This is a genomic window from Streptococcus sp. 544 (assembly GCF_013277385.1).
GTDB classification, from domain to species: domain Bacteria; phylum Bacillota; class Bacilli; order Lactobacillales; family Streptococcaceae; genus Streptococcus; species Streptococcus mitis_BA.
Genome location: NZ_VMMU01000009.1, coordinates 1 through 20,623 on the forward strand (window position 1 = coordinate 1; position 20,623 = coordinate 20,623).

Below are 20,623 nucleotides of genomic sequence, written 5' to 3' on the forward strand. Positions count from 1 at the left end.
TTACTTTGAGAAGTTACAACTTTAAAAATCCAGCCTTCTAGGAGAAAAGTATCCTTAGAAGGCTATTTTCATAGGGGAAAATATGGTATAATAAAAAGATAAGGTAAAGGTAAAAATATGGCTAAATTGATTCCGGGGAAAGTCCGTATCGAAGGCGTTGCCCTTTATGAAACTGGTAAGGTTGACATCATCAAGGAAAAGAACAATCGGCTCTATGCTCGCGTGGCAGAAGAAGAACTGCGCTATAGTTTAGAGGATGATTTGGTTTTTTGTGCCTGCGATTTTTTCCAAAAGAGGGGCTACTGTGTCCACTTGGCAGCGCTGGAGCATTTTCTGAAAAATGATGATCGTGGTCAGGAAATCTTGCAGAGTCTGGAAGAAGGTCATGAAGAAAAAGAGGCCGTTGAAACCAAGGTGACCTTGGGTGGCAAATTTTTGGATCGAATCTTGTCTCCAAAATCAGACCGAGCCTATGAATTATCGGCTGTGGGGCAGGTGGAAGCAGGAACCAATCATATCTTGTGGACTCTGAGAATCGGCCAAATCAATAGCCAAAAATACTATGTCATTCGAGATATTCCACTCTTTTTAAGGATTGTCGAGCAGAGAAAGTCTTATATGATTGGCAAAACTTATGAGGAATCCTTGTCTTGGGAAGCCTTTGATGAGGCTAGTCAAGAACTTCTGACTTTCTTGCGCGGACTAATGGAGGAAGGACAGGCTCCAGACCTCTTTTTCCAAAACCAAGGTCGGCACCTCTTTTTCCCCCTGACCTTTTTTGAGCAGGGTGTGAATTTACTGATGACCTTGCCGCATTTTCAATTTGACCATCAAGTGGATAGCTATCAGACTCTGCTTTTTCAGGATATGCATGCTGATGCCAATCTATTTGCCTTTACAGTAACAGAATACTCGGATTATTTTGAAATGGAAATCAGAGAGAGTCCAAGAGTTAATGCCTTTTATCAGGGAGCTGTGCTGTTCCATAAAGGACGGGTTTATTTTCTAACAGACCAGCAGATGCAACTTCTAAAGGAAATTAAAGCGCTGCCTGTGGATCAACATGGGAAAAAACACCTGCAATTTGATAGCAGTGACCGAGATAAGTTAGCTTCCTGTCTAACGTTCTTTAGCCAGATGGGGACGGTTTCAGCTCCAGAACGGTTACAAATCAAAACTTTTGCGCCCTCTTTTTACTTTGACAGGGAAGAAGATAATCGGATTCGTTTAGAGATTCAGTTTGATTATGGGGATAGGCAGGTATCAAGCCGACAAGAGCTAGAAGAATTGCCATTTTCGAGTGACGCTGACTTAGAAGAAAGAGTTTTCCAAGCCTGTTTGGTAGCTGGCTTTGAAGCAGATTTTCAATCTTGGCGTCAGGCCTTAAAAGCCGAGTCTGTCTATCATTTTTTCCACGAAATCATTCCAGTCTTTGAAAAACTCGGGAATGTTGATTTATCAGACAAGTTAGAAGAACTCTATAACCTAGCAAGCCCTCAAGTACAGATTGCTTCCAAGGGAGGTCTCTTGGAAATCCAGTTTGATTTTCAAGATATTGCCCAAGAGGAAATTGACCAAGCCATGCAGGCCTTGGTTGCTAATCAAGATTTTTACATTGATTCGTCTAATCAAGTCTACTTTTTTGATGAAGAAACCAAGAAAATTCGTCAAAATCTACAGGAGCTGGGGCAGTTTGAACTAAAAGATGGCTCCTTGCAGACTCGGAAATCCTTGGCCTACAGTTTAGCTCATCTTTTTGAAGGGCGAGACCGTGTTTCTTTTTCACAAGAATTCCAGAATCTGGCTCACGACTTGACGCATCCAGAGGACTTCCCTAGACAAGCAACTCAGGTTCAGGCCGATTTGCGAGATTATCAGGAAAAGGGAATCGCCTGGCTGCAAATGCTCCATCATTATGGTTTTGGTGGGATTTTGGCTGATGATATGGGTTTGGGGAAAACCCTTCAGACCATTGCTTTTTTGACCAGTCAAGTGACAAAAGAAAGTCGGGTCTTGATTTTAGCTCCGTCAGGTTTGATTTACAACTGGGCAGATGAGTTTCAAAAATTTGCCCCACAGTTAGATGTGGCTGTTGTTCATGGTTTGAAAGCTAGTCGTGAAGAGATTCTTGCTGAGAGCCATCAAATCTTTGTGACAAGCTATGCTACCTTCCGTCAGGACAGTGAGCTTTATCAGGGGATGGCCTTTGACTTCCTTTTCTTAGATGAGGCTCAGGTCATGAAGAACGCCCAGACCAAGATTGCCCAGACCTTGAGACAATTTGTGGTGCCGTCAGTCTTTGCCTTGTCAGGGACTCCGATTGAAAACCATCTAGGTGAGCTGTGGTCTATTTTTCAAATCGTCATGCCAGGACTTTTGCCAAGCAAGAAAGAATTTATGAAATTGTCAGCTGAACGCGTGGCTCAGTTTATCAAACCTTTCGTGATGCGACGCAAGAAAGAAGAAGTTCTGACTGAATTGCCAGACTTGATTGAAGTGGTTTATAAGAATGAACTGGAAGACCAGCAAAAGGCTATCTACCTAGCCCAGTTGCAACAGATGCGGGACCGTCTAGCTCAAGTTTCAGATCAGGAATTTCAGCGAAGTCGGGTGGAAATCTTGTCTGGTTTGATGCGCTTGCGTCAAATCTGTGATACCCCTGCCCTCTTTATGGAAGATTATCAGGGAGCCAGTGGCAAACTGGATAGTCTCCGAGACCTGCTGGTCCAGGTGGCAGACGGCGGACACCGTGTCTTGATTTTCTCGCAGTTTAAGGGAATGTTGGAGAAAATTGAACAAGAATTGCCAGACTTGGGCATGACTTCCTTTAAAATTACGGGTTCAACCCCAGCCAAGGAAAGACAAGACATGACCAAAGCCTTTAACCAAGGGGAAAGAGATGCCTTCCTGATTTCCCTCAAGGCGGGTGGGGTTGGTCTGAACCTGACAGGTGCTGATACGGTTATTTTGGTTGACCTTTGGTGGAATCCTGCGGTGGAGGCGCAAGCCATTGGTCGTGCCCATCGGATGGGACAGGAAGAAACGGTTGAGGTCTATCGCTTGGTAACTAAAGGAACTATCGAAGAAAAAATTCAGGAACTCCAAGAACAGAAGAAACATCTGGTGTCACAAGTATTGGATGGAACAGAGTCACGTGGTAGTCTTACCCTAGCAGAAATTAGAGAAATTTTGGGAATTTCTGAAGCCAGCACTTGAAAAATCAAGACAATACGCTATAATGAAGTGTTGAAAGGAAATAGAAAATGAAACAAGAACGATTTCCATTGGTGTCAGATGACGAGGTCATGTTGACTGAAATGCCAGTCATGAATCTCTATGATGAGTCTGATCTGATCAGTAATATCAAGGGTGAGTATCGAGATAAAAATTATTTAGAATGGGCTCCTATTACTGAAGAGGCGCCAGTCAAACCGATTGAAAAGCAAGTAGAGAAACCTAAAAAGGCTCCTTTAGGGGTTAAAAAAGAAGGAAAGAGCTATGCGGAGGTGGCGCGTGAAGAAGCGCGTGCAGACTTGAAAAAGAAACGCTCTGCTAACTACCTAACTCAGGATTTCAGCCGTACGAGACGTCATTCTAAATCAGGCCTTGTTAGACAGGGTAACCAACCGACAGCTCCTTTCCAAAAGGAAAAACCTGGTGAATTTGTCAAATATAGCCAAAAATTGACCCAGTCTCAGTACATCTTGGCGGAAGAAGTTCATTCTATCCCTACCAAGAATGAAGAAGTGGCAGCACCTGCTCCAAAGAAAAACAACTATGATTTTCTAAAGAAGAGCCAAATCTACAATAAAAAAAGTAAACAAACAGAACAAGAACGTCGGGTTGCCCAAGAGTTGAATCTGACCAGAATTACAGAATAGGGGAGGAAACATGTCAAAGACATATCATTTTATCGGAATTAAGGGATCAGGGATGAGTGCCTTGGCCTTGATGTTGCACCAAATGGGGCACAAGGTACAGGGATCAGATGTTGAAAAGTACTACTTTACTCAACGTGGTCTTGAGCAGGCAGGAATTACCATTCTTCCTTTTGATGAAAAGAATCTAGCCGGTGATATGGAAATTATCGCTGGAAATGCCTTCCGTCCAGATAACAACGTCGAAATTGCCTATGCAGACCAAAATGGCATCAGTTACAAACGTTACCATGAATTCCTAGGTAGCTTTATGCGTGACTTTGTTAGCATGGGAGTTGCTGGAGCGCACGGAAAAACTTCAACGACAGGTATGTTGTCGCATGTCTTGTCTCACATCACAGACACTAGCTTCTTGATTGGGGATGGGACAGGTCGTGGTTCGGCCAATGCCAAATATTTTGTCTTTGAATCTGACGAATATGAGCGCCACTTTATGCCTTATCACCCAGAATACTCTATTATTACCAACATTGACTTTGACCATCCAGACTATTTCACAAGTCTCGAGGATGTTTTCAATGCCTTTAACGACTATGCTAAACAAATTACCAAGGGTCTTTTTGTCTATGGTGAAGATGCAGAATTGCGTAAGATTACAGCCAATGCTCCGATTTATTATTATGGCTTTGAAGCAGAAGGTAATGACTTTGTAGCTAGCGATCTTCTTCGTTCTACAACTGGGTCAACTTTCACGGTTCATTTCCGTGGACAAGACTTGGGGCAATTCCACATTCCAACCTTTGGTCGTCACAATATCATGAATGCGACAGCCGTTATTGGTCTTCTTTACACAGCAGGATTTGATTTGAACTTGGTGCGTGAGCACTTGAAAACATTTGCCGGTGTTAAGCGTCGTTTCACTGAGAAAATTGTCAATGATACAGTTATTATCGATGACTTTGCCCACCATCCAACAGAAATTATTGCGACCTTGGATGCGGCTCGTCAGAAATACCCAAGCAAGGAAATTGTAGCAGTCTTCCAACCGCATACCTTTACAAGAACCATTGCCTTGTTGGACGAATTTGCTCACGCTTTGAACCAAGCGGATGCTGTTTACCTAGCGCAAATCTATGGATCTGCTCGTGAGGTAGACCATGGTGACGTTAAGGTAGAAGACCTAGCCAAAAAAATCAACAAAAAACACCAAGTCATCACTGTTGAAAATGTTTCTCCACTCCTAGACCATGACAATGCTGTCTATGTCTTTATGGGAGCAGGAGACATCCAAACCTATGAATACTCATTTGAACGTCTCTTGTCTAACTTGACAAGCAATGTTCAATAGGATGCTCCCATGGAAATTCCAATTAAGATTATTCAGGCAAGCAAGTCTGATTTGCCTGAGATAGAGGCACTTCAGACCTCGTCTTTTCCAGCTGAAAAGCAGCAACCTTCTCATATTTTAGAAGAAAGTATCCGTAAGTGTGCGGATACCTTTCTTCTAGCTAGGGATGAAAATCAACTTTTAGGCTATATTTTATCAAGTCCCCAGTCAGACAATCCGCAATGTCTAAAAGTACATTCTTTAGTCATTGAGTCTGACCATCAGAGACAGGGCTTGGGAACACTTCTTCTTGCAGCCTTGAAAGAGGTGGCAGTTGAGCTGGATTACAAAGGGATTCGTTTGGAGAGTCCTTCTGAGCTGCTTTCCTATTTTGAAATGAACGGTTTTATTGATGAAGAAACTTCGCTTTATGCAACTAGCCAGGGTTTTAGTATGATTTGGTTTAATCCCTTTTATCTGGAGGCACAATGAAAATCAGACAAGCAAGATTAGAAGATTTAGATCGTATCGTTGAGATTGAACTAGAGAATTTCTCGGTTGAAGAAGCTATTCCTCACTCTGTTTTTGAAGCGCATTTGCGAGAAATACAGACCTCTTTTCTGGTTGCAGAAAAAGAGGGTAAGATTATTGGTTATATTGAAGGGCCAGTTGGCCCCCACCGCCATCTACAAGACCAGTCCTTTACAGAAGAAATAAAAGACTATAGTCATGAGCCTGGTGGCTATATCTCTGTGACCTGTCTGTCTATTGCCAAGGAGGCACAGGGACTCGGACTGGGTCAGAAATTGCTAACAGCCTTGAAAGAACTGGCTCTTGGACACGAAAGAGAAGGCATCAACCTAACCTGTCATGACTATCTCATCACTTACTATGAAAAGCATGGATTTGTCAATGAAGGCTTGTCTCAGTCAACCTTTGCAGGGGAAACATGGTATGATATGGTCTGGGAAGCTAATACTCTTCGAAAATCAAATTAAAACCACGTCAGCGTCGCCTTACCGTACTCAAGTACAGCTTGCGGCTAGCTTCCTAGTTTGCTCTTTGATTTTCATTGAGTATAAAAAATAAGCTAGGAAAAGTATCATAGGTTGCTTTTCTTGGACTTTTAAGATATAATATTATGGATTGTCAACAAGGAGGAAAAACTTTTGAGTGAAAAGTCAAGAGAAGAAGAGAAATTAAGCTTTAAAGAGCAGATTCTGAGAGATTTAGAAAAAGTAAAAGGCTATGATGAAGTTCTGAAAGAAGATAAGGCAGTAGTTCGCACTCCTGCAAATGAACCTTCAGCTGAAGAACTCATGGCTGATTCCTTGTCAACGGTAGAGGAAATTATGAGAAAAGCTCCTACCGTGCCTACTCACCCAAGTCAAGATGTACCAGCTTCTCCAGCGGAAGAAAGTGGATCAAGACCAGGACCAGGTCCTGTTAGACCTAAGAAACTTGAAAGAGAATACAATGAAACCCCAACAAGGGTAGCTGTTTCCTATAAGACAGCAGAGAAAAAAGCAGAACAAGCAGGTCCAGAAACACCTACGCCTGCTACAGAAACAGTAGATATCATTAGCGATACACCACGTCGTAGCCGTAGAGAAGGATCAAAACCCGTTAAGTCTAAGAAAGAGAAGAAGTCACATGTGAAAGCCTTTGTGATTTCATTCCTTGTATTCCTTGCCTTGCTCTCAGCAGGTGGTTACTTTGGTTACCAGTATGTTCAGTCATCTTTACAGCCTGTGGATGCTTCATCGAAACAATATGTGACGGTTCAAATTCCTGACGGTTCAAACGTTCAAGAAATCGGTACGACGCTTGAAAAAGCTGGTTTGGTGAAGCATGGTCTGATTTTTAGCTTTTATGCCAAGTATAAAAATTATACCGACTTGAAAGCAGGTTACTACAATTTGCAAAAGAGTATGAGTACAGAAGACTTACTCAAAGAGTTGCAAAAAGGTGGAACAGATGAACCGCAAGAACCTGTCCTTGCGACTTTGACAATTCCAGAAGGTTATACTTTGGATCAGATTGCTCAAGCGGTGGGTCAATTGCAAGGTGACTTCAAAGAGCCTTTGACAGCGGAGGCTTTCTTGGCAAAAGTTCAAGATGAGACGTTTATCAGTCAAGCAGTAGCTAAATATCCTACTTTATTGGAAAGTTTGCCTACAAAAGACAGCGGTGCGCGTTATCGTTTGGAAGGATACCTTTTCCCAGCTACATACTCTATCAAGGAAAGCACAACTATTGAGAGCTTGATTGATGAGATGTTGGCAGCTATGGACAAGAACCTATCTCCTTATTATAGTACTATCAAATCTAAAAACTTGACTGTCAATGAGTTGTTGACCATTGCTTCCTTGGTCGAAAAAGAAGGTGCCAAGACAGAAGATCGTAAGCTCATTGCCGGTGTATTCTACAATCGTTTGAATCGTGATATGCCACTTCAAAGTAACATTGCAATCTTGTATGCTCAAGGAAAACTGGGGCAAAATATCAGCCTAGCTGAGGATGTTGCGATTGATACCAACATTGATTCACCTTATAATGTTTATAAAAATGTAGGTCTCATGCCTGGTCCAGTCGATAGTCCAAGTCTGGATGCGATTGAGTCAAGCATCAATCAAACTAAGAGCGATAACCTCTACTTTGTAGCAGATGTCACAGAAGGCAAGGTCTACTATGCTAACAATCAAGAAGACCACGACCGCAATGTCGCTGAACATGTCAACAGCAAATTAAACCAAACAAACTAAAATTATGTGATGCTTCACATAATTTTCTTTAGAAAATATCATCAGAAGAAAGTTGAGAAAAATGGCAGAAAAAACATATCCTATGACCCTTGCGGAAAAGGAAAAACTTGAAAAAGAATTAGAAGAATTGAAATTGGTTCGCCGACCAGAAGTGGTAGAACGCATTAAGATTGCCCGTTCATACGGTGACCTTTCTGAAAACAGTGAGTACGAAGCAGCTAAGGATGAACAAGCCTTTGTCGAAGGACAAATCTCTAGCTTGGAAACAAAAATCCGTTACGCTGAAATCGTCAATAGTGACTCAGTTGCAGATGATGAAGTAGCGATTGGTAAAACAGTCACCATCCAAGAAATTGGTGAGGACGAAGAAGAAGTTTATATTATCGTAGGTTCAGCTGGTGCGGATGCCTTTGCAGGTAAGGTTTCAAATGAAAGCCCAATTGGACAAGCCTTGATTGGCAAGAAAACAGGTGACACAGCAACCATTGAAACGCCTGTTGGTAGCTATGATGTAAAAATTTTGAAGGTTGAAAAAACAGCCTAAAACAGAAGAAAGGAGTGGGGAGGCTGTGCGCTTCACTCACTCCTTTTTCCATTTTAAATTGAATTGGAGACGATATGAGTTCAAAGAAGAAAAAAAATAAGATGGAGCGTGGTCTAACCAATCGTCACGTGCAGGTTATGGCCATTGCGGGAACAATCGGAACAGGACTCTTTCTGGGAGCGGGTCGCTCTATCAGCCTAACAGGTCCTTCCATTGTACTGATTTATATGATTACTGGGGCTTTCATGTTCCTCATGATGCGTGCTGTTGGTGAAATGCTCTACCAAGATCCTGAGCAACATACCTTTATCAACTTTATCACGCGCCATTTGGGTAAGGGCTGGGGCTATTTCTCGGTTTGGTCTTACTGGCTATCTGTTGTCTTTATCGGTATGGCGGAAATCACTGCTATCGCACATTATGTGCAATTTTGGTTCCCAACTTGGCCGAGTTGGATGATTGAGATTGGATTTTTGACCATTCTAGCCTTGGTCAATCTGATTGCGGTGAAGCTCTTTGGAGAAGTTGAGTTTTGGTTTGCGATGGTCAAGATTGTGGCTATTTTAGCCATGATTGCAACAGGAGTCTTTATGGTCTTGACAGGCTTTAAGACACCCCATGGAGTAGCAAGTTTGGCCAATATTGCCGACAATTTCTCCCTCTTCCCAAATGGTGGAGTTAACTTTGTCATGGCCTTCCAGATGGTGTTCTTTGCCTACCTTATGATTGAGTTTATCGGGGTAACGACTTCAGAAACAAAAAATCCACGTCAGGTCTTGCCAAAAGCCGTTAAGGAAATTCCTTTGCGTATCGCCTTTTTCTATGGGGGTGCCCTCTTAGCCATCATGGCTATCATTCCATGGCGTGAACTGGCTTCTGCTGATTCACCTTTTGTTACAGTATTTGAATTGGCCGGTGTCAAGTGGGCAGCAGCCTTGATTAACTTCGTTGTTTTGACCTCAGCAGCATCTGCTCTTAACTCAACCCTTTATTCAACAGGGCGTCATTTGTACCAGATTGCTCATGATTCGCCAAATCCATTCTTAAAGGCTATCAAGGCAGATACTCTTTCTCGCCACAATGTGCCACAAAATGCCATCATCGCTTCAGCAATCTTGATTGCTCTAGCAGCCTTTATCAACGTCTTGCCAGGAGTTTCCGATGCTTTTGCCTTGATTACGGCATCATCATCAGGTGTCTATATCGCCATTTATATCTTGATTATGGTGGCTCACCTTAAATACCGCAAGTCACCAGACTTTATGGCGGATGGCTATCTCATGCCCCATTATCGTTTCCTAAATCCTTTAACCATGCTCTTCTTTGCCTTTGTCTTTGTAACCCTCTTTTTACAAGAGTCTACATTTGTAGGAGCAATCGGCTCAGCTATCTGGATTATCGGTTTTGGGATTTACAGCCAGTGGAAATTTAGAAAATAGATTAAGAACTCATCAACTCAGGTTGGTGGGTTTTTTCTAGTTTGACAGTCTATTGAAATAAGACTATAATCAAGCTGTAACAATGTTTGAGGAGGTTTAGATGTACTTTAGATTGGAAAATAAGGAATCCCAGAAAGCGCAGGAAATTGGGAATTTGATTCGTGCTTATAATCGTTCAAAAAGAGAAGAAGCTGAAAGTGAGCCGCTTAATCTTTATGTCGAAGATGAAAAGGGCAATCTCCTGGCAGGTTTGATAGCAGAGACTTTTGGAAATTGGCTAGAAATCGAGTATTTATTTGTAAAAGAGGAACTGAGGGAGCAAGGAATCGGTTCAAGACTATTGCAGCAAGCAGAAACTGAAGCTAAGAATCGAAACTGTCGATTTGCTTTTGTCAATACTTACCAGTTTCAAGCTCCAGATTTTTATAAAAGGCATGGCTACAAGGAAGTCTTTGCTTTGCAAGACTATCCCTACATTGGGCAAAGATATTATTACCAAAAGGATTTGTAAGGTGAATATGAAAGTATAAGGCAAAGAGGGGTTCTTGACATAAGTATGAAGGGGATTCTCGATAAATACCAGTTAAATTCTACAAATTGTGTCTTTCTAGACGATATTGAGGATAATGCAATCGTAGTTGAGAAGTTGGGCATCAAGTCCTATCAGGTTAAGAAAAGAAGCGATGCCGTCGATATTTTGAAATCCTATATTTAAACTAAAAACTTTCTATCTTTTTAAATTGACATTAATCCGAGATTCCCCTCTCGAGTTTTTCAGAATAGAGTGAAATCCGAAAGAAAATGGAAATAATTTTTATTAAACGCTTCCAATAGCGGTTAAAAGTTGACAAATTTAAATTTTAGGACTACACTAAGTAAGTAAATTTTATTTTAAAGGAGAATTCGTTATGAATTTAACATTTTTAGGCTTATGTATTGCCTGTATGGGCGTATCTGTCGGTGAAGGTTTATTGATGAATGGACTGTTTAAATCAGTAGCACGCCAACCAGATATGCTTTCTGAGTTTCGTAGTTTGATGTTTTTAGGTGTTGCCTTTATTGAAGGAACTTTCTTTGTAACTCTTGTCTTCTCATTTATTATCAAATAAATACATGGAACGAGAAGAAAAGGGAGGATTTTAGATGGAAGAAAGTATTAATCCAATCATCTCTATTGGTCCTGTTATCTTCAATCTGACTATGTTAGCCATGACCTTGTTGATTGTGGGAGTTATTTTTGTCTTTATTTATTGGGCAAGCCGCAATATGACCTTGAAACCCAAAGGAAAGCAAAATGTACTTGAGTATGTCTATGACTTTGTTATTGGATTTACAGAACCTAACATTGGTTCGCGCTACATGAAAGATTACTCACTCTTTTTCCTTTGTTTATTTCTTTTCATGGTGATTGCCAATAACCTTGGCTTAATGACAAAGCTTCAAACGATCGATGGGACTAACTGGTGGAGTTCGCCAACCGCTAATTTACAGTATGACTTAACCTTATCTTTTCTTGTCATTTTGTTGACACATATAGAAAGCGTTCGTCGTCGTGGATTTAAAAAAAGTATAAAATCTTTTATGAGTCCTGTTTTTGTCATACCGATGAATATCTTGGAAGAATTTACAAACTTCTTATCTTTGGCTTTGCGGATTTTTGGGAATATCTTTGCAGGAGAGGTCATGACGAGTTTGTTACTTCTTCTTTCCCACCAAGCTATTTATTGGTATCCAGTAGCCTTTGGAGCTAATTTGGCTTGGACTGCATTTTCTGTCTTTATTTCCTGCATCCAAGCTTATGTCTTTACTCTTTTGACATCTGTGTATTTAGGGAATAAGATTAATATTGAAGAGGAATAGAAAGGAGTAACTGATGCACGTAACAGTAGGTGAATTGATTGGTAATTTTATTTTAATCACTGGCTCTTTTATTCTTTTGCTAGTCTTGATTAAAAAATTTGCATGGTCTAATATTACAGGCATTTTCGAAGAAAGAGCTGAAAAAATTGCTTCAGATATTGACAGAGCTGAAGAAGCCCGTCAAAAAGCAGAAGTATTGGCTCAAAAACGCGAAGATGAATTGGCTGGTAGCCGTAAAGAAGCCAAGGCAATCATTGAGAATGCGAAAGCAACAGCTGAGAAAAGTAAGGCTAGTATTTTAGTAGATGCTAAACTAGAAGCAGGACGCTTAAAAGAAAAAGCAAACCAAGAAATTGCTCAAAACAAAGCTGAAGCTTTACAAAGCGTTAAGGGTGAGGTAGCAGATTTGACCATCAGCCTAGCTGGTAAAATCATCTCACAAAACCTTGACGGTCATGCCCATAAAGAACTCATTGATCAGTATATCGATCAGCTAGGAGAAGCTTAATGGACAAGAAAACAGTAAAGGTAATTGAAAAATACAGCATGCCTTTTGTCCAATTGGTACTTGAAAAAGGAGAAGAAGCCCGTATCTTTTCATACTTGACTCAAATCAAGCAAGTTGCTGAAGAAACAGGTTTACCTTCTTTTTTAAAAAAAGTGACAGTAGATGAGTCTGACAAGAAAAAAACGATTGCTTTTTTCCAAGACTCTGTGTCACCTTTATTACAAAACTTTATCCAGGTTCTGGTCTACAATCACAGAGCAAATCTTTTTTATGATGTGCTTGTAGATTGCTTGGACCGACTTGAAAAAGAAACAAATCGATTTGAAGTGACGATTACTGCTGCTCATCCTCTAACTGATGAACAAAAGAGTCGTTTGCTCCCTTTGATTGAGAAGAAAATGTCTCTGAAAGTAAGGAGTGTAAAAGAACAAATCGATGAAAGTCTCATTGGTGGTTTTGTTATTTTTGCCAATCACAAGACAATTGATGTGAGTATTAAACAACAACTTAAAGTTGTTAAAGAAAATTTGAAATAGAAAGTGGTGTTCTTTTGGCAATTAACGCACAAGAAATCAGCGCTTTAATTAAGCAACAAATTGAAAATTTCAAACCCAATTTTGATGTGACTGAGACAGGTGTTGTAACCTATATCGGGGACGGTATCGCGCGTGCTCATGGCCTTGAAAATGCCATGAGTGGAGAGTTGTTGATTTTTGAAAACGGCTCTTATGGTATGGCTCAAAACTTGGAGTCAACAGACGTTGGTATTATCATCCTAGGTGACTTTACAGATATCCGTGAAGGCGATACAATCCGCCGTACAGGTAAAATCATGGAAGTCCCAGTAGGTGAAAGTCTGATTGGTCGTGTTGTGGATCCCCTTGGTCGTCCAGTTGACGGTCTTGGAGAAATCCACACTGATAAAACTCGTCCAGTAGAAGCACCAGCTCCTGGTGTTATGCAACGTAAGTCTGTATCAGAACCATTGCAAACTGGTTTGAAAGCTATTGACGCCCTTGTACCGATTGGTCGTGGTCAACGTGAGTTGATTATCGGTGACCGTCAGACAGGGAAAACAACCATTGCGATTGATACAATCTTGAACCAAAAAGATCAAGACATGATCTGTATCTACGTAGCGATTGGACAAAAAGAATCAACAGTTCGTACGCAAGTAGAAACACTTCGTCAGTACGGTGCCTTGGATTACACAATCGTTGTGACAGCCTCTGCTTCACAACCATCTCCATTGCTCTTCCTAGCTCCTTATGCTGGGGTTGCCATGGCAGAAGAATTTATGTATCAAGGGAAACATGTTTTGATTGTTTATGATGATTTATCAAAACAAGCGGTAGCTTATCGTGAACTGTCACTCTTGCTTCGTCGTCCTCCAGGTCGTGAAGCCTTCCCAGGGGATGTTTTCTACCTTCACAGCCGTTTGCTTGAGCGCTCAGCTAAAGTTTCTGATGAACTTGGTGGTGGATCAATTACAGCCCTACCATTTATCGAGACACAAGCGGGAGATATCTCTGCCTATATCGCAACCAACGTGATTTCAATCACTGATGGACAAATCTTCCTTGGTGATGGTCTCTTCAATGCGGGTATTCGTCCAGCCATCGATGCGGGTTCATCTGTATCACGTGTAGGTGGTTCTGCGCAAATCAAAGCCATGAAGAAGGTTGCTGGTACACTTCGTATCGACCTTGCTTCATACCGTGAATTGGAAGCCTTCACTAAGTTTGGTTCTGACTTGGACGCAGCAACACAGGCTAAGTTGAACCGTGGCCGTCGTACCGTTGAGGTCTTGAAACAACCTGTTCACAAACCATTACCTGTTGAGAAACAAGTAACCATTCTTTATGCTTTGACACATGGTTTCTTGGATACTGTTCCAGTAGATGATATTGTTCGTTTCGAGGAAGAGTTCCATGCCTTCTTTGACGCTCAACACCCAGAGATTTTGGAAACCATTCGTGATACAAAAGACTTGCCAGAAGAAGCAGTCTTGGATGCTGCGATTACAGAGTTTCTCAATCAAACCAGCTTCCAGTAAGAATAGAGGTGTCAGATGGCAGTATCTCTAAATGATATTAAAACAAAAATCGCCTCAACAAAAAATACGAGTCAAATCACTAATGCCATGCAAATGGTATCGGCTGCTAAGCTAGGTCGCTCTGAAGAAGCTGCTCGCAACTTCCAAATTTACGCTCAGAAGGTTCGCAAACTTTTGACAGATATTCTTCATGGTAATGGAGCTGGTGGTTCAACCAATCCCATGCTGATTAGCCGTCCTGTGAAGAAGACAGGCTATATCGTCATCACTTCAGATCGCGGTTTGGTTGGAGGTTATAATTCCTCTATTCTGAAAGCCGTTATGGAGTTGAAAGAAGAATACCACCCAGACGGTACAGGTTTTGAAATGATTTGTATCGGTGGAATGGGAGCTGATTTCTTTAAGGCTCGCGGTATTCAACCACTTTATGAACTACGTGGCTTGGCAGACCAACCTAGCTTTGATCAAGTTCGTAAGATTATTTCAAAAACTGTTGAAATGTACCAAAATGAACTCTTTGATGAGCTTTATGTTTGCTACAACCACCATGTCAATACGCTAACCAGTCAAATGCGTGTGGAACAAATGCTTCCGATTGTTGACTTGGATCCAAATGAAGCGGATGAAGACTATAGCTTAACTTTTGAATTGGAAACCAGCCGAGAAGAAATTTTGGAGCAGTTGTTGCCACAGTTTGCAGAAAGTATGATTTACGGTGCCATTATCGATGCCAAGACAGCTGAAAATGCTGCTGGTATGACAGCCATGCAAACAGCGACAGATAATGCTAAGAAAGTCATCAATGATTTGACAATTCAGTATAACCGTGCCAGACAGGCGGCGATTACACAAGAAATTACAGAAATCGTAGCAGGAGCTAGTGCCTTAGAATAGGCTCTAGTCCAGCTCGTATGAAAATGAACTTAGGACCTAGTTGAGCTAGGAACCGACAGTATCTTATATAGAATAGGAGAAGGAGATGAGTTCAGGTAAAATTGCTCAGGTTATCGGTCCCGTTGTAGACGTCTTGTTTGCAGCAGGGGAAAAACTTCCTGAGATTAACAATGCACTTGTCGTCTACAAAAATGACGAAAGAAAAACAAAAATCGTCCTTGAAGTAGCCTTGGAGTTGGGAGATGGTATGGTCCGTACTATCGCCATGGAATCAACAGATGGGTTGACTCGTGGAATGGAAGTATTGGACACAGGTCGTCCAATCTCTGTACCAGTAGGTAAAGAAACTTTGGGACGTGTCTTCAATGTTTTGGGAGATACCATTGACTTGGAAGCTCCTTTTACAGAAGACGCAGAGCGTCAGCCAATTCATAAAAAAGCTCCAACTTTTGATGAGTTGTCTACCTCTTCTGAAATCCTTGAAACAGGGATTAAGGTTATCGACCTTCTTGCCCCTTACCTTAAAGGTGGTAAAGTTGGACTCTTCGGTGGTGCCGGAGTTGGTAAAACCGTCTTAATCCAAGAATTGATTCACAACATTGCCCAAGAACACGGTGGTATTTCAGTATTTACCGGTGTTGGGGAACGTACTCGTGAGGGGAACGACCTTTACTGGGAAATGAAAGAATCAGGCGTTATCGAGAAAACAGCCATGGTATTTGGTCAGATGAATGAGCCGCCAGGAGCACGTATGCGTGTTGCCCTTACTGGTTTGACAATCGCTGAATACTTCCGTGATGTGGAAGGCCAAGACGTACTTCTCTTTATCGATAATATCTTCCGTTTCACTCAGGCTGGTTCAGAAGTATCTGCCCTTTTGGGTCGTATGCCATCAGCCGTTGGTTACCAACCAACACTTGCTACAGAAATGGGTCAATTGCAAGAACGTATCACATCAACTAAGAAGGGGTCTGTAACCTCTATCCAGGCTATCTATGTGCCAGCGGATGACTATACTGACCCAGCTCCAGCAACAGCCTTCGCTCACTTGGATTCAACAACCAACTTGGAACGTAAGTTGGTACAATTGGGTATCTACCCAGCCGTTGACCCACTTGCTTCAAGTTCACGTGCCTTGGCACCTGAAATCGTTGGAGAAGAGCACTATGCAGTTGCTGCTGAAGTAAAACGTGTCCTTCAACGTTACCATGAATTGCAAGATATCATTGCTATCCTTGGTATGGATGAACTTTCTGATGAAGAAAAGACCTTGGTTGCTCGTGCCCGTCGTATCCAGTTCTTCTTGTCACAAAACTTCAACGTTGCGGAACAATTTACTGGTCAGCCAGGTTCTTATGTTCCAGTTGCTGAAACTGTTCGTGGCTTTAAGGAAATCCTTGATGGTAAATACGACCACTTGCCAGAAGATGCCTTCCGTGGTGTAGGTTCTATCGAAGATGTGATTGCAAAAGCTGAAAAAATGGGATTTTAAGAGGTGATCTATGGCTCAGTTAACTGTCCAGATCGTGACACCAGATGGTCTCGTCTATGATCACCATGCCAGCTATGTATCGGTTCGAACTCTGGATGGTGAGATGGGGATCTTGCCACGACATGAAAATATGATTGCGGTTTTAGCAGTTGATGAAGTAAAGGTAAAACGTATTGATGACGAAGATCACGTGAACTGGATTGCAGTAAACGGCGGTGTTATTGAAATTGCCAATGATATGATCACAATCGTCGCTGACTCTGCAGAACGTGCTCGTGATATCGATATCAGTCGTGCAGAACGTGCCAAACTTCGTGCAGAACGTGCAATTGAAGAAGCACAAGACAAACACTTGATTGACCAAGAACGTCGTGCGAAGATTGCACTGCAACGTGCCATTAACCGTATTAATGTCGGAAATAGACTATAAGAAAAATGAACTTGAGTTACCAAGTTCATTTTTTTATGGTGTTTTATACTCAATAAAAATCAAAAAGCAAACATAGGAAGTTAGCCATAGGTTGCTCAAAACACAGTTTTGAGGTTGTGGATAGAACTGACGAAGTCAGTAACCATACCTACGGTAAGGCGACGCTGACGTGGTTTGAAGAGATTTTGAAGAGTACTAAGGAGCAAAACGGATGCAGACTGCTTCTGGAACATGGAAGTCGTTGGAGAGTTCTGCTAGACGACCATTGTCACAATTACGTTTAAAGACAGTTGCATTGTCAGAGTCTTGGTGGACAGCAATGAGAAATTTTTGGTCAGGTGTCAAATCAAAATCCCGCGGAGTCTGACCATGTGTTGGAACGATTTCTAGCAATTCTAAGCTACCGTCCGCAAGGATGGTATATACTGCGATAGAATCATGGCCACGGTTAGAAGCGTAGAGATATTTACCATCTTTTGAGAGACGAATAGCAGCAGTTCCATTAAAGCCTTCGTAAGCTTCTGGTAAAGTTGAAATCACCTGCATGCGTTCAAATTCGCCAACGCCATCGTAGATTAAAACCTCGATAGTACTATTGAGTTCACAAATCAGATAAGCGATTTTATAGTGGTTATGGAAAATAATGTGACGTGAACCTGCTCCTGGCTGGCTGTGGTAGGTATAGAGTTTAGATAATTTCCCTTCTTGATCAAGGTCATAGGTGATGACTTGGTCCGTTCCCAAGTCGCAGGTCACTAGATAGTGGTCAGGTGTTAAATCTGTAAAGTGAACATGGGGGGAAGCTTGATTTTCATGTGGACCTTGGCCACTGTGTTGATCCATATCACTAAGTAGAAGACTACCATCTTCCTGACGTTTATAAACAAGGACTTGTCCCTTGTGATAGTTGGCTGCGTAAACCAAATCACGCTTTTCATCAACAGCAACATAACAGTGGGGAGCTCCTTTTTCAACGACGTGATTTAATAAAGTCCCGTCAGTTTGATAGGCTGCAATGCCCCCCTTGTTATCTTGACTACCAACAGTGTATAGGTGTTGGTGCTGGTCAAAGGCAAGGTAGGTCGGACTTGGCTCAGTAGCAAAAAGTTCTAGGTTTGAAAGCTGACCAGTTTCTGTATCAAAGTCAGCCTTGTAAATTCCTTGGGAAGTACGACGTGTATAAGTTCCAAAATAAACAGTTTCTTTCATAACGTTACCTCTATATAAAGATAAGACTATTATATCACAAAAACAAGCCAATTAAAGACATCCAATTAGATGTAAGCCCTTTAAAAAAATAATTGATTAGTTTTTTGAAAAATATAATAAGAGATTGTTTTCCTTACTTTTCTTCTTAAAAGTGCTATAATGAACTCATAAAATGTTTAAAGGAGTCCTTACTATGAAAAAACGAGTTTTTCTAGCAGCTGGTGTAGCTATACTCTCGGCGGCTATGCTAGCAGCGTGTTCAACAGGTGGTAAAGATGCTACTAAACCTGTTACCTATACCTATGTCTTCTCTACAGACCCTACGACTCTGGATTATACAGTTTCTGGGAATGTCAGCACTAAACAGATTACAGGTAATGTTATTGACGGTCTACTTGAAAATGACCAATATGGGAATCTGATTCCATCAGTTGCAGAAGATTGGACTGTTTCAAAAGATGGTTTGACCTATACCTATAAAATCCGTCAGGGTGTCAAATGGTATACCAATGAAGGCGAAGAGTATGGTGAAGTCAAAGCTCAGGACTTTGTAACTGGTCTGAAGCACGCAGCTGATAAGAAATCACAGGCTCTTTATCTGGTTCAAGACTCAGTTCAAGGTTTGGACGATTATGTCAATGGAAAAACAACAGATTTCTCTACTGTTGGTGTAAAAGCGACAGATGATTATACGGTTGTTTACACTTTGAACCATCCAGAATCTTTCTGGAATTCCAAGACAACAATGGGCGTTCTTGCCCCAATTAGCGAGGACTTTTTGGCTTCTAAAGGAGATGACTTTGGGAAGGCGACTGATGTAACAAGCATTCTTTATAATGGTGCCTATCTCCTAAAAGGATTGACATCTAAATCTTCCATTGAGATGACCAAAAATCAAAACTATTGGGATAAGCAAAATGTCTTTATTGATGATATTAAATTGTCTTTCTTTGATGGTCAGGATGCCGATTCTCTTGGACGTGGCTTTGATGAAGGACATTATCCAGCGGCACCTCTCTTTAAAAATTCTGCCAATTATGAACGTCTAAAAGAAAAGTACAAGGATAATATTGTATATGGTCAACAAAGAGGTGGCGTATTCTATATGTCTACTAATATTGATCGTGTAGCTTATAACCATACTGCTAAAACAAGTGATGCGGAAAAATCATCCACTAAAAAGGCTTTGTTGAATAAAGATTTCCGTCAATCCTTGGCTTTCGCTGCAGATCGTACGGCTGCAGTATCTCAAGTATTTGGGGACGAAGTGGCACCTCGTAAATTACGTACAAGTTTTACCCCTCCAACATTTGTCCAAGTTGGAGAGCAGTCATTTGGGCAAGTAGCTAAGGCAGAATTGGATAAGTTAGATGATGTATGGAAAGATGTCAGTCTTGATGATGCACAAGATTCACTTCATAATGTAGACAAGGCTAAAGCTAAATTTGAAGTTGCCAAGAAAACACTTCAAGCCGATGGAGTACAGTTCCCCGTTCATTTAGACCTTCCAGTTTCCTCTACTCAGACAGATTTTATTCGTCAAGCCCAATCTTATAAACAATACATTGAGGAAGCCTTAGGCTCTGAAAATATAGTGATTGACATTCAACAAGTTTCTGATGATGAATTGGGAAATATGACAGTATTTGCAACATCGACTAACAATACTGATTGGGATATCAATGTAAATAGTGGTTGGAGTCCTGATTATGCAGATCCATCAACCTATTTAGATGTATTTGATCCAACATCTGGCCCAACTCTTCTAGGAGCACTTGGTGTAGCACCAGGTACAGATAATCCGGCCATCAAAGCTGTTGGTTTAGATAAGTTTAAAGAGTTAATTACGGATGCTAGTGGTGAGAAAACAGATCTGCAAAAACGTTATTCTAAATATGCTAAAGCACAAGCTTGGTTAACAGATAGTGCCTTGGTTATTCCTGTATACTCAGATGGTGCCCAAATGCTAATAACGAAGAAAGTTCCAGGTAGCGGTGCAGATGGTTGGGTAGGTGATAAGACAAGTGAACACAGCTACAAGTACCAAAAATTACAAGACAAGATTGTAACGTCTAAAGAAATGGATGACTTCCGCAAGAAATTTGCTGAGGAAAAAGCCAAATCAAATGCTGATTATCAGAAGAACTTAGACCGTCATATTCAAGACTAATCGAATCTCCTCTTTTGAGGAGATTTTTTATGTCGCTGTCTCCATGTAATA

General features: G+C 41.3%; 20 protein-coding genes. 19 read left to right on the forward strand and 1 reads right to left on the reverse strand.

Annotated features, from left to right (window positions below; all coding sequences use genetic code 11):
• Positions 1–117: 117 nt before the first annotated feature.
• From HT728_RS05480 to HT728_RS05565, 18 genes are all read left to right on the forward strand, one after another.
• Positions 118–3,216 (forward strand): DEAD/DEAH box helicase, encoded by a 3,099-nt coding sequence (locus tag HT728_RS05480; RefSeq protein WP_173234242.1) that lies wholly within the window; start codon positions 118–120, stop codon positions 3,214–3,216.
• 47 nt (positions 3,217–3,263) lie between these two features.
• Entirely contained in the window at positions 3,264–3,881 is a 618-nt protein-coding gene (locus HT728_RS05485) for a cystathionine gamma-synthase (RefSeq protein ID WP_173234244.1), read from the forward strand.
• A gap of 10 nt (positions 3,882–3,891) precedes the next feature.
• Complete coding sequence (gene murC / locus HT728_RS05490) at positions 3,892–5,226, forward strand: UDP-N-acetylmuramate--L-alanine ligase (protein ID WP_050248683.1); 1,335 nt, start codon at positions 3,892–3,894, stop codon at positions 5,224–5,226.
• A gap of 9 nt (positions 5,227–5,235) precedes the next feature.
• On the forward strand, positions 5,236–5,697 hold the full coding sequence (locus HT728_RS05495) for a GNAT family N-acetyltransferase (RefSeq protein ID WP_173234246.1): 462 nt from the start codon (positions 5,236–5,238) through the stop codon (positions 5,695–5,697).
• Positions 5,694–6,203: a GNAT family N-acetyltransferase gene (locus tag HT728_RS05500; RefSeq protein WP_173234248.1), complete on the forward strand. Its 510-nt coding sequence runs from the start codon at positions 5,694–5,696 to the stop codon at positions 6,201–6,203. The genes HT728_RS05495 and HT728_RS05500 overlap by 4 nt, the downstream gene beginning before the upstream one ends.
• A 171-nt stretch (positions 6,204–6,374) precedes the next feature.
• Entirely contained in the window at positions 6,375–7,970 is a 1,596-nt protein-coding gene (gene mltG / locus HT728_RS05505; protein WP_173234250.1) for an endolytic transglycosylase MltG, read from the forward strand.
• 61 nt (positions 7,971–8,031) lie between these two features.
• The gene (greA, locus tag HT728_RS05510; protein ID WP_000818748.1) at positions 8,032–8,514 is read left to right on the forward strand and encodes a transcription elongation factor GreA; all 483 of its coding nucleotides are present in this window, start codon (positions 8,032–8,034) and stop codon (positions 8,512–8,514) included.
• 74 nt (positions 8,515–8,588) lie between these two features.
• Positions 8,589–9,953, forward strand: a complete 1,365-nt coding sequence (locus HT728_RS05515) for an amino acid permease (RefSeq protein ID WP_173234252.1) — start codon at positions 8,589–8,591, stop codon at positions 9,951–9,953.
• 100 nt (positions 9,954–10,053) lie between these two features.
• Positions 10,054–10,464 (forward strand): GNAT family N-acetyltransferase, encoded by a 411-nt coding sequence (locus HT728_RS05520; RefSeq protein ID WP_173234254.1) that lies wholly within the window; start codon positions 10,054–10,056, stop codon positions 10,462–10,464.
• 45 nt (positions 10,465–10,509) lie between these two features.
• Complete coding sequence (locus HT728_RS05525) at positions 10,510–10,668, forward strand: hypothetical protein (RefSeq protein ID WP_173234256.1); 159 nt, start codon at positions 10,510–10,512, stop codon at positions 10,666–10,668.
• 193 nt (positions 10,669–10,861) lie between these two features.
• The gene (locus HT728_RS05530) at positions 10,862–11,062 is read left to right on the forward strand and encodes a F0F1 ATP synthase subunit C (RefSeq protein WP_001054562.1); all 201 of its coding nucleotides are present in this window, start codon (positions 10,862–10,864) and stop codon (positions 11,060–11,062) included.
• 34 nt (positions 11,063–11,096) lie between these two features.
• Positions 11,097–11,813, forward strand: a complete 717-nt coding sequence (gene atpB / locus HT728_RS05535) for a F0F1 ATP synthase subunit A (protein ID WP_000392851.1) — start codon at positions 11,097–11,099, stop codon at positions 11,811–11,813.
• Between the two features lie 13 nt (positions 11,814–11,826).
• Entirely contained in the window at positions 11,827–12,321 is a 495-nt protein-coding gene (atpF, locus tag HT728_RS05540) for a F0F1 ATP synthase subunit B (protein ID WP_100104439.1), read from the forward strand.
• Positions 12,321–12,857 (forward strand): F0F1 ATP synthase subunit delta, encoded by a 537-nt coding sequence (locus tag HT728_RS05545; protein ID WP_100104438.1) that lies wholly within the window; start codon positions 12,321–12,323, stop codon positions 12,855–12,857. Before atpF ends, HT728_RS05545 begins: the two co-directional genes overlap by 1 nt.
• 14 nt (positions 12,858–12,871) lie before the next feature.
• Positions 12,872–14,377 (forward strand): F0F1 ATP synthase subunit alpha, encoded by a 1,506-nt coding sequence (gene atpA, locus HT728_RS05550; RefSeq protein WP_173229432.1) that lies wholly within the window; start codon positions 12,872–12,874, stop codon positions 14,375–14,377.
• Positions 14,378–14,392: 15 nt separating this feature from the next.
• Positions 14,393–15,271 carry a F0F1 ATP synthase subunit gamma gene (locus tag HT728_RS05555; protein ID WP_173234258.1) on the forward strand — a complete coding sequence of 293 codons (879 nt, stop codon included), beginning with the start codon at positions 14,393–14,395 and terminating at the stop codon, positions 15,269–15,271.
• Positions 15,272–15,356: 85 nt separating this feature from the next.
• Positions 15,357–16,763, forward strand: a complete 1,407-nt coding sequence (gene atpD, locus HT728_RS05560; RefSeq protein ID WP_000094360.1) for a F0F1 ATP synthase subunit beta — start codon at positions 15,357–15,359, stop codon at positions 16,761–16,763.
• 10 nt (positions 16,764–16,773) lie between these two features.
• On the forward strand, positions 16,774–17,193 hold the full coding sequence (locus HT728_RS05565) for a F0F1 ATP synthase subunit epsilon (protein WP_000068041.1): 420 nt from the start codon (positions 16,774–16,776) through the stop codon (positions 17,191–17,193).
• 195 nt (positions 17,194–17,388) lie between these two features.
• Here the strand turns inward: HT728_RS05565 and HT728_RS05570 are convergent, their stop codons facing one another.
• On the reverse strand, positions 17,389–18,402 hold the full coding sequence (locus HT728_RS05570) for a lactonase family protein (RefSeq protein ID WP_173234260.1): 1,014 nt from the start codon (positions 18,400–18,402) through the stop codon (positions 17,389–17,391).
• A gap of 193 nt (positions 18,403–18,595) precedes the next feature.
• Here HT728_RS05570 and HT728_RS05575 point away from each other — a divergent pair, with 193 nt between their 5' ends.
• Positions 18,596–20,572 (forward strand): peptide ABC transporter substrate-binding protein, encoded by a 1,977-nt coding sequence (locus HT728_RS05575; protein ID WP_173234262.1) that lies wholly within the window; start codon positions 18,596–18,598, stop codon positions 20,570–20,572.
• The last annotated feature ends 51 nt before the right edge of the window (positions 20,573–20,623 follow it).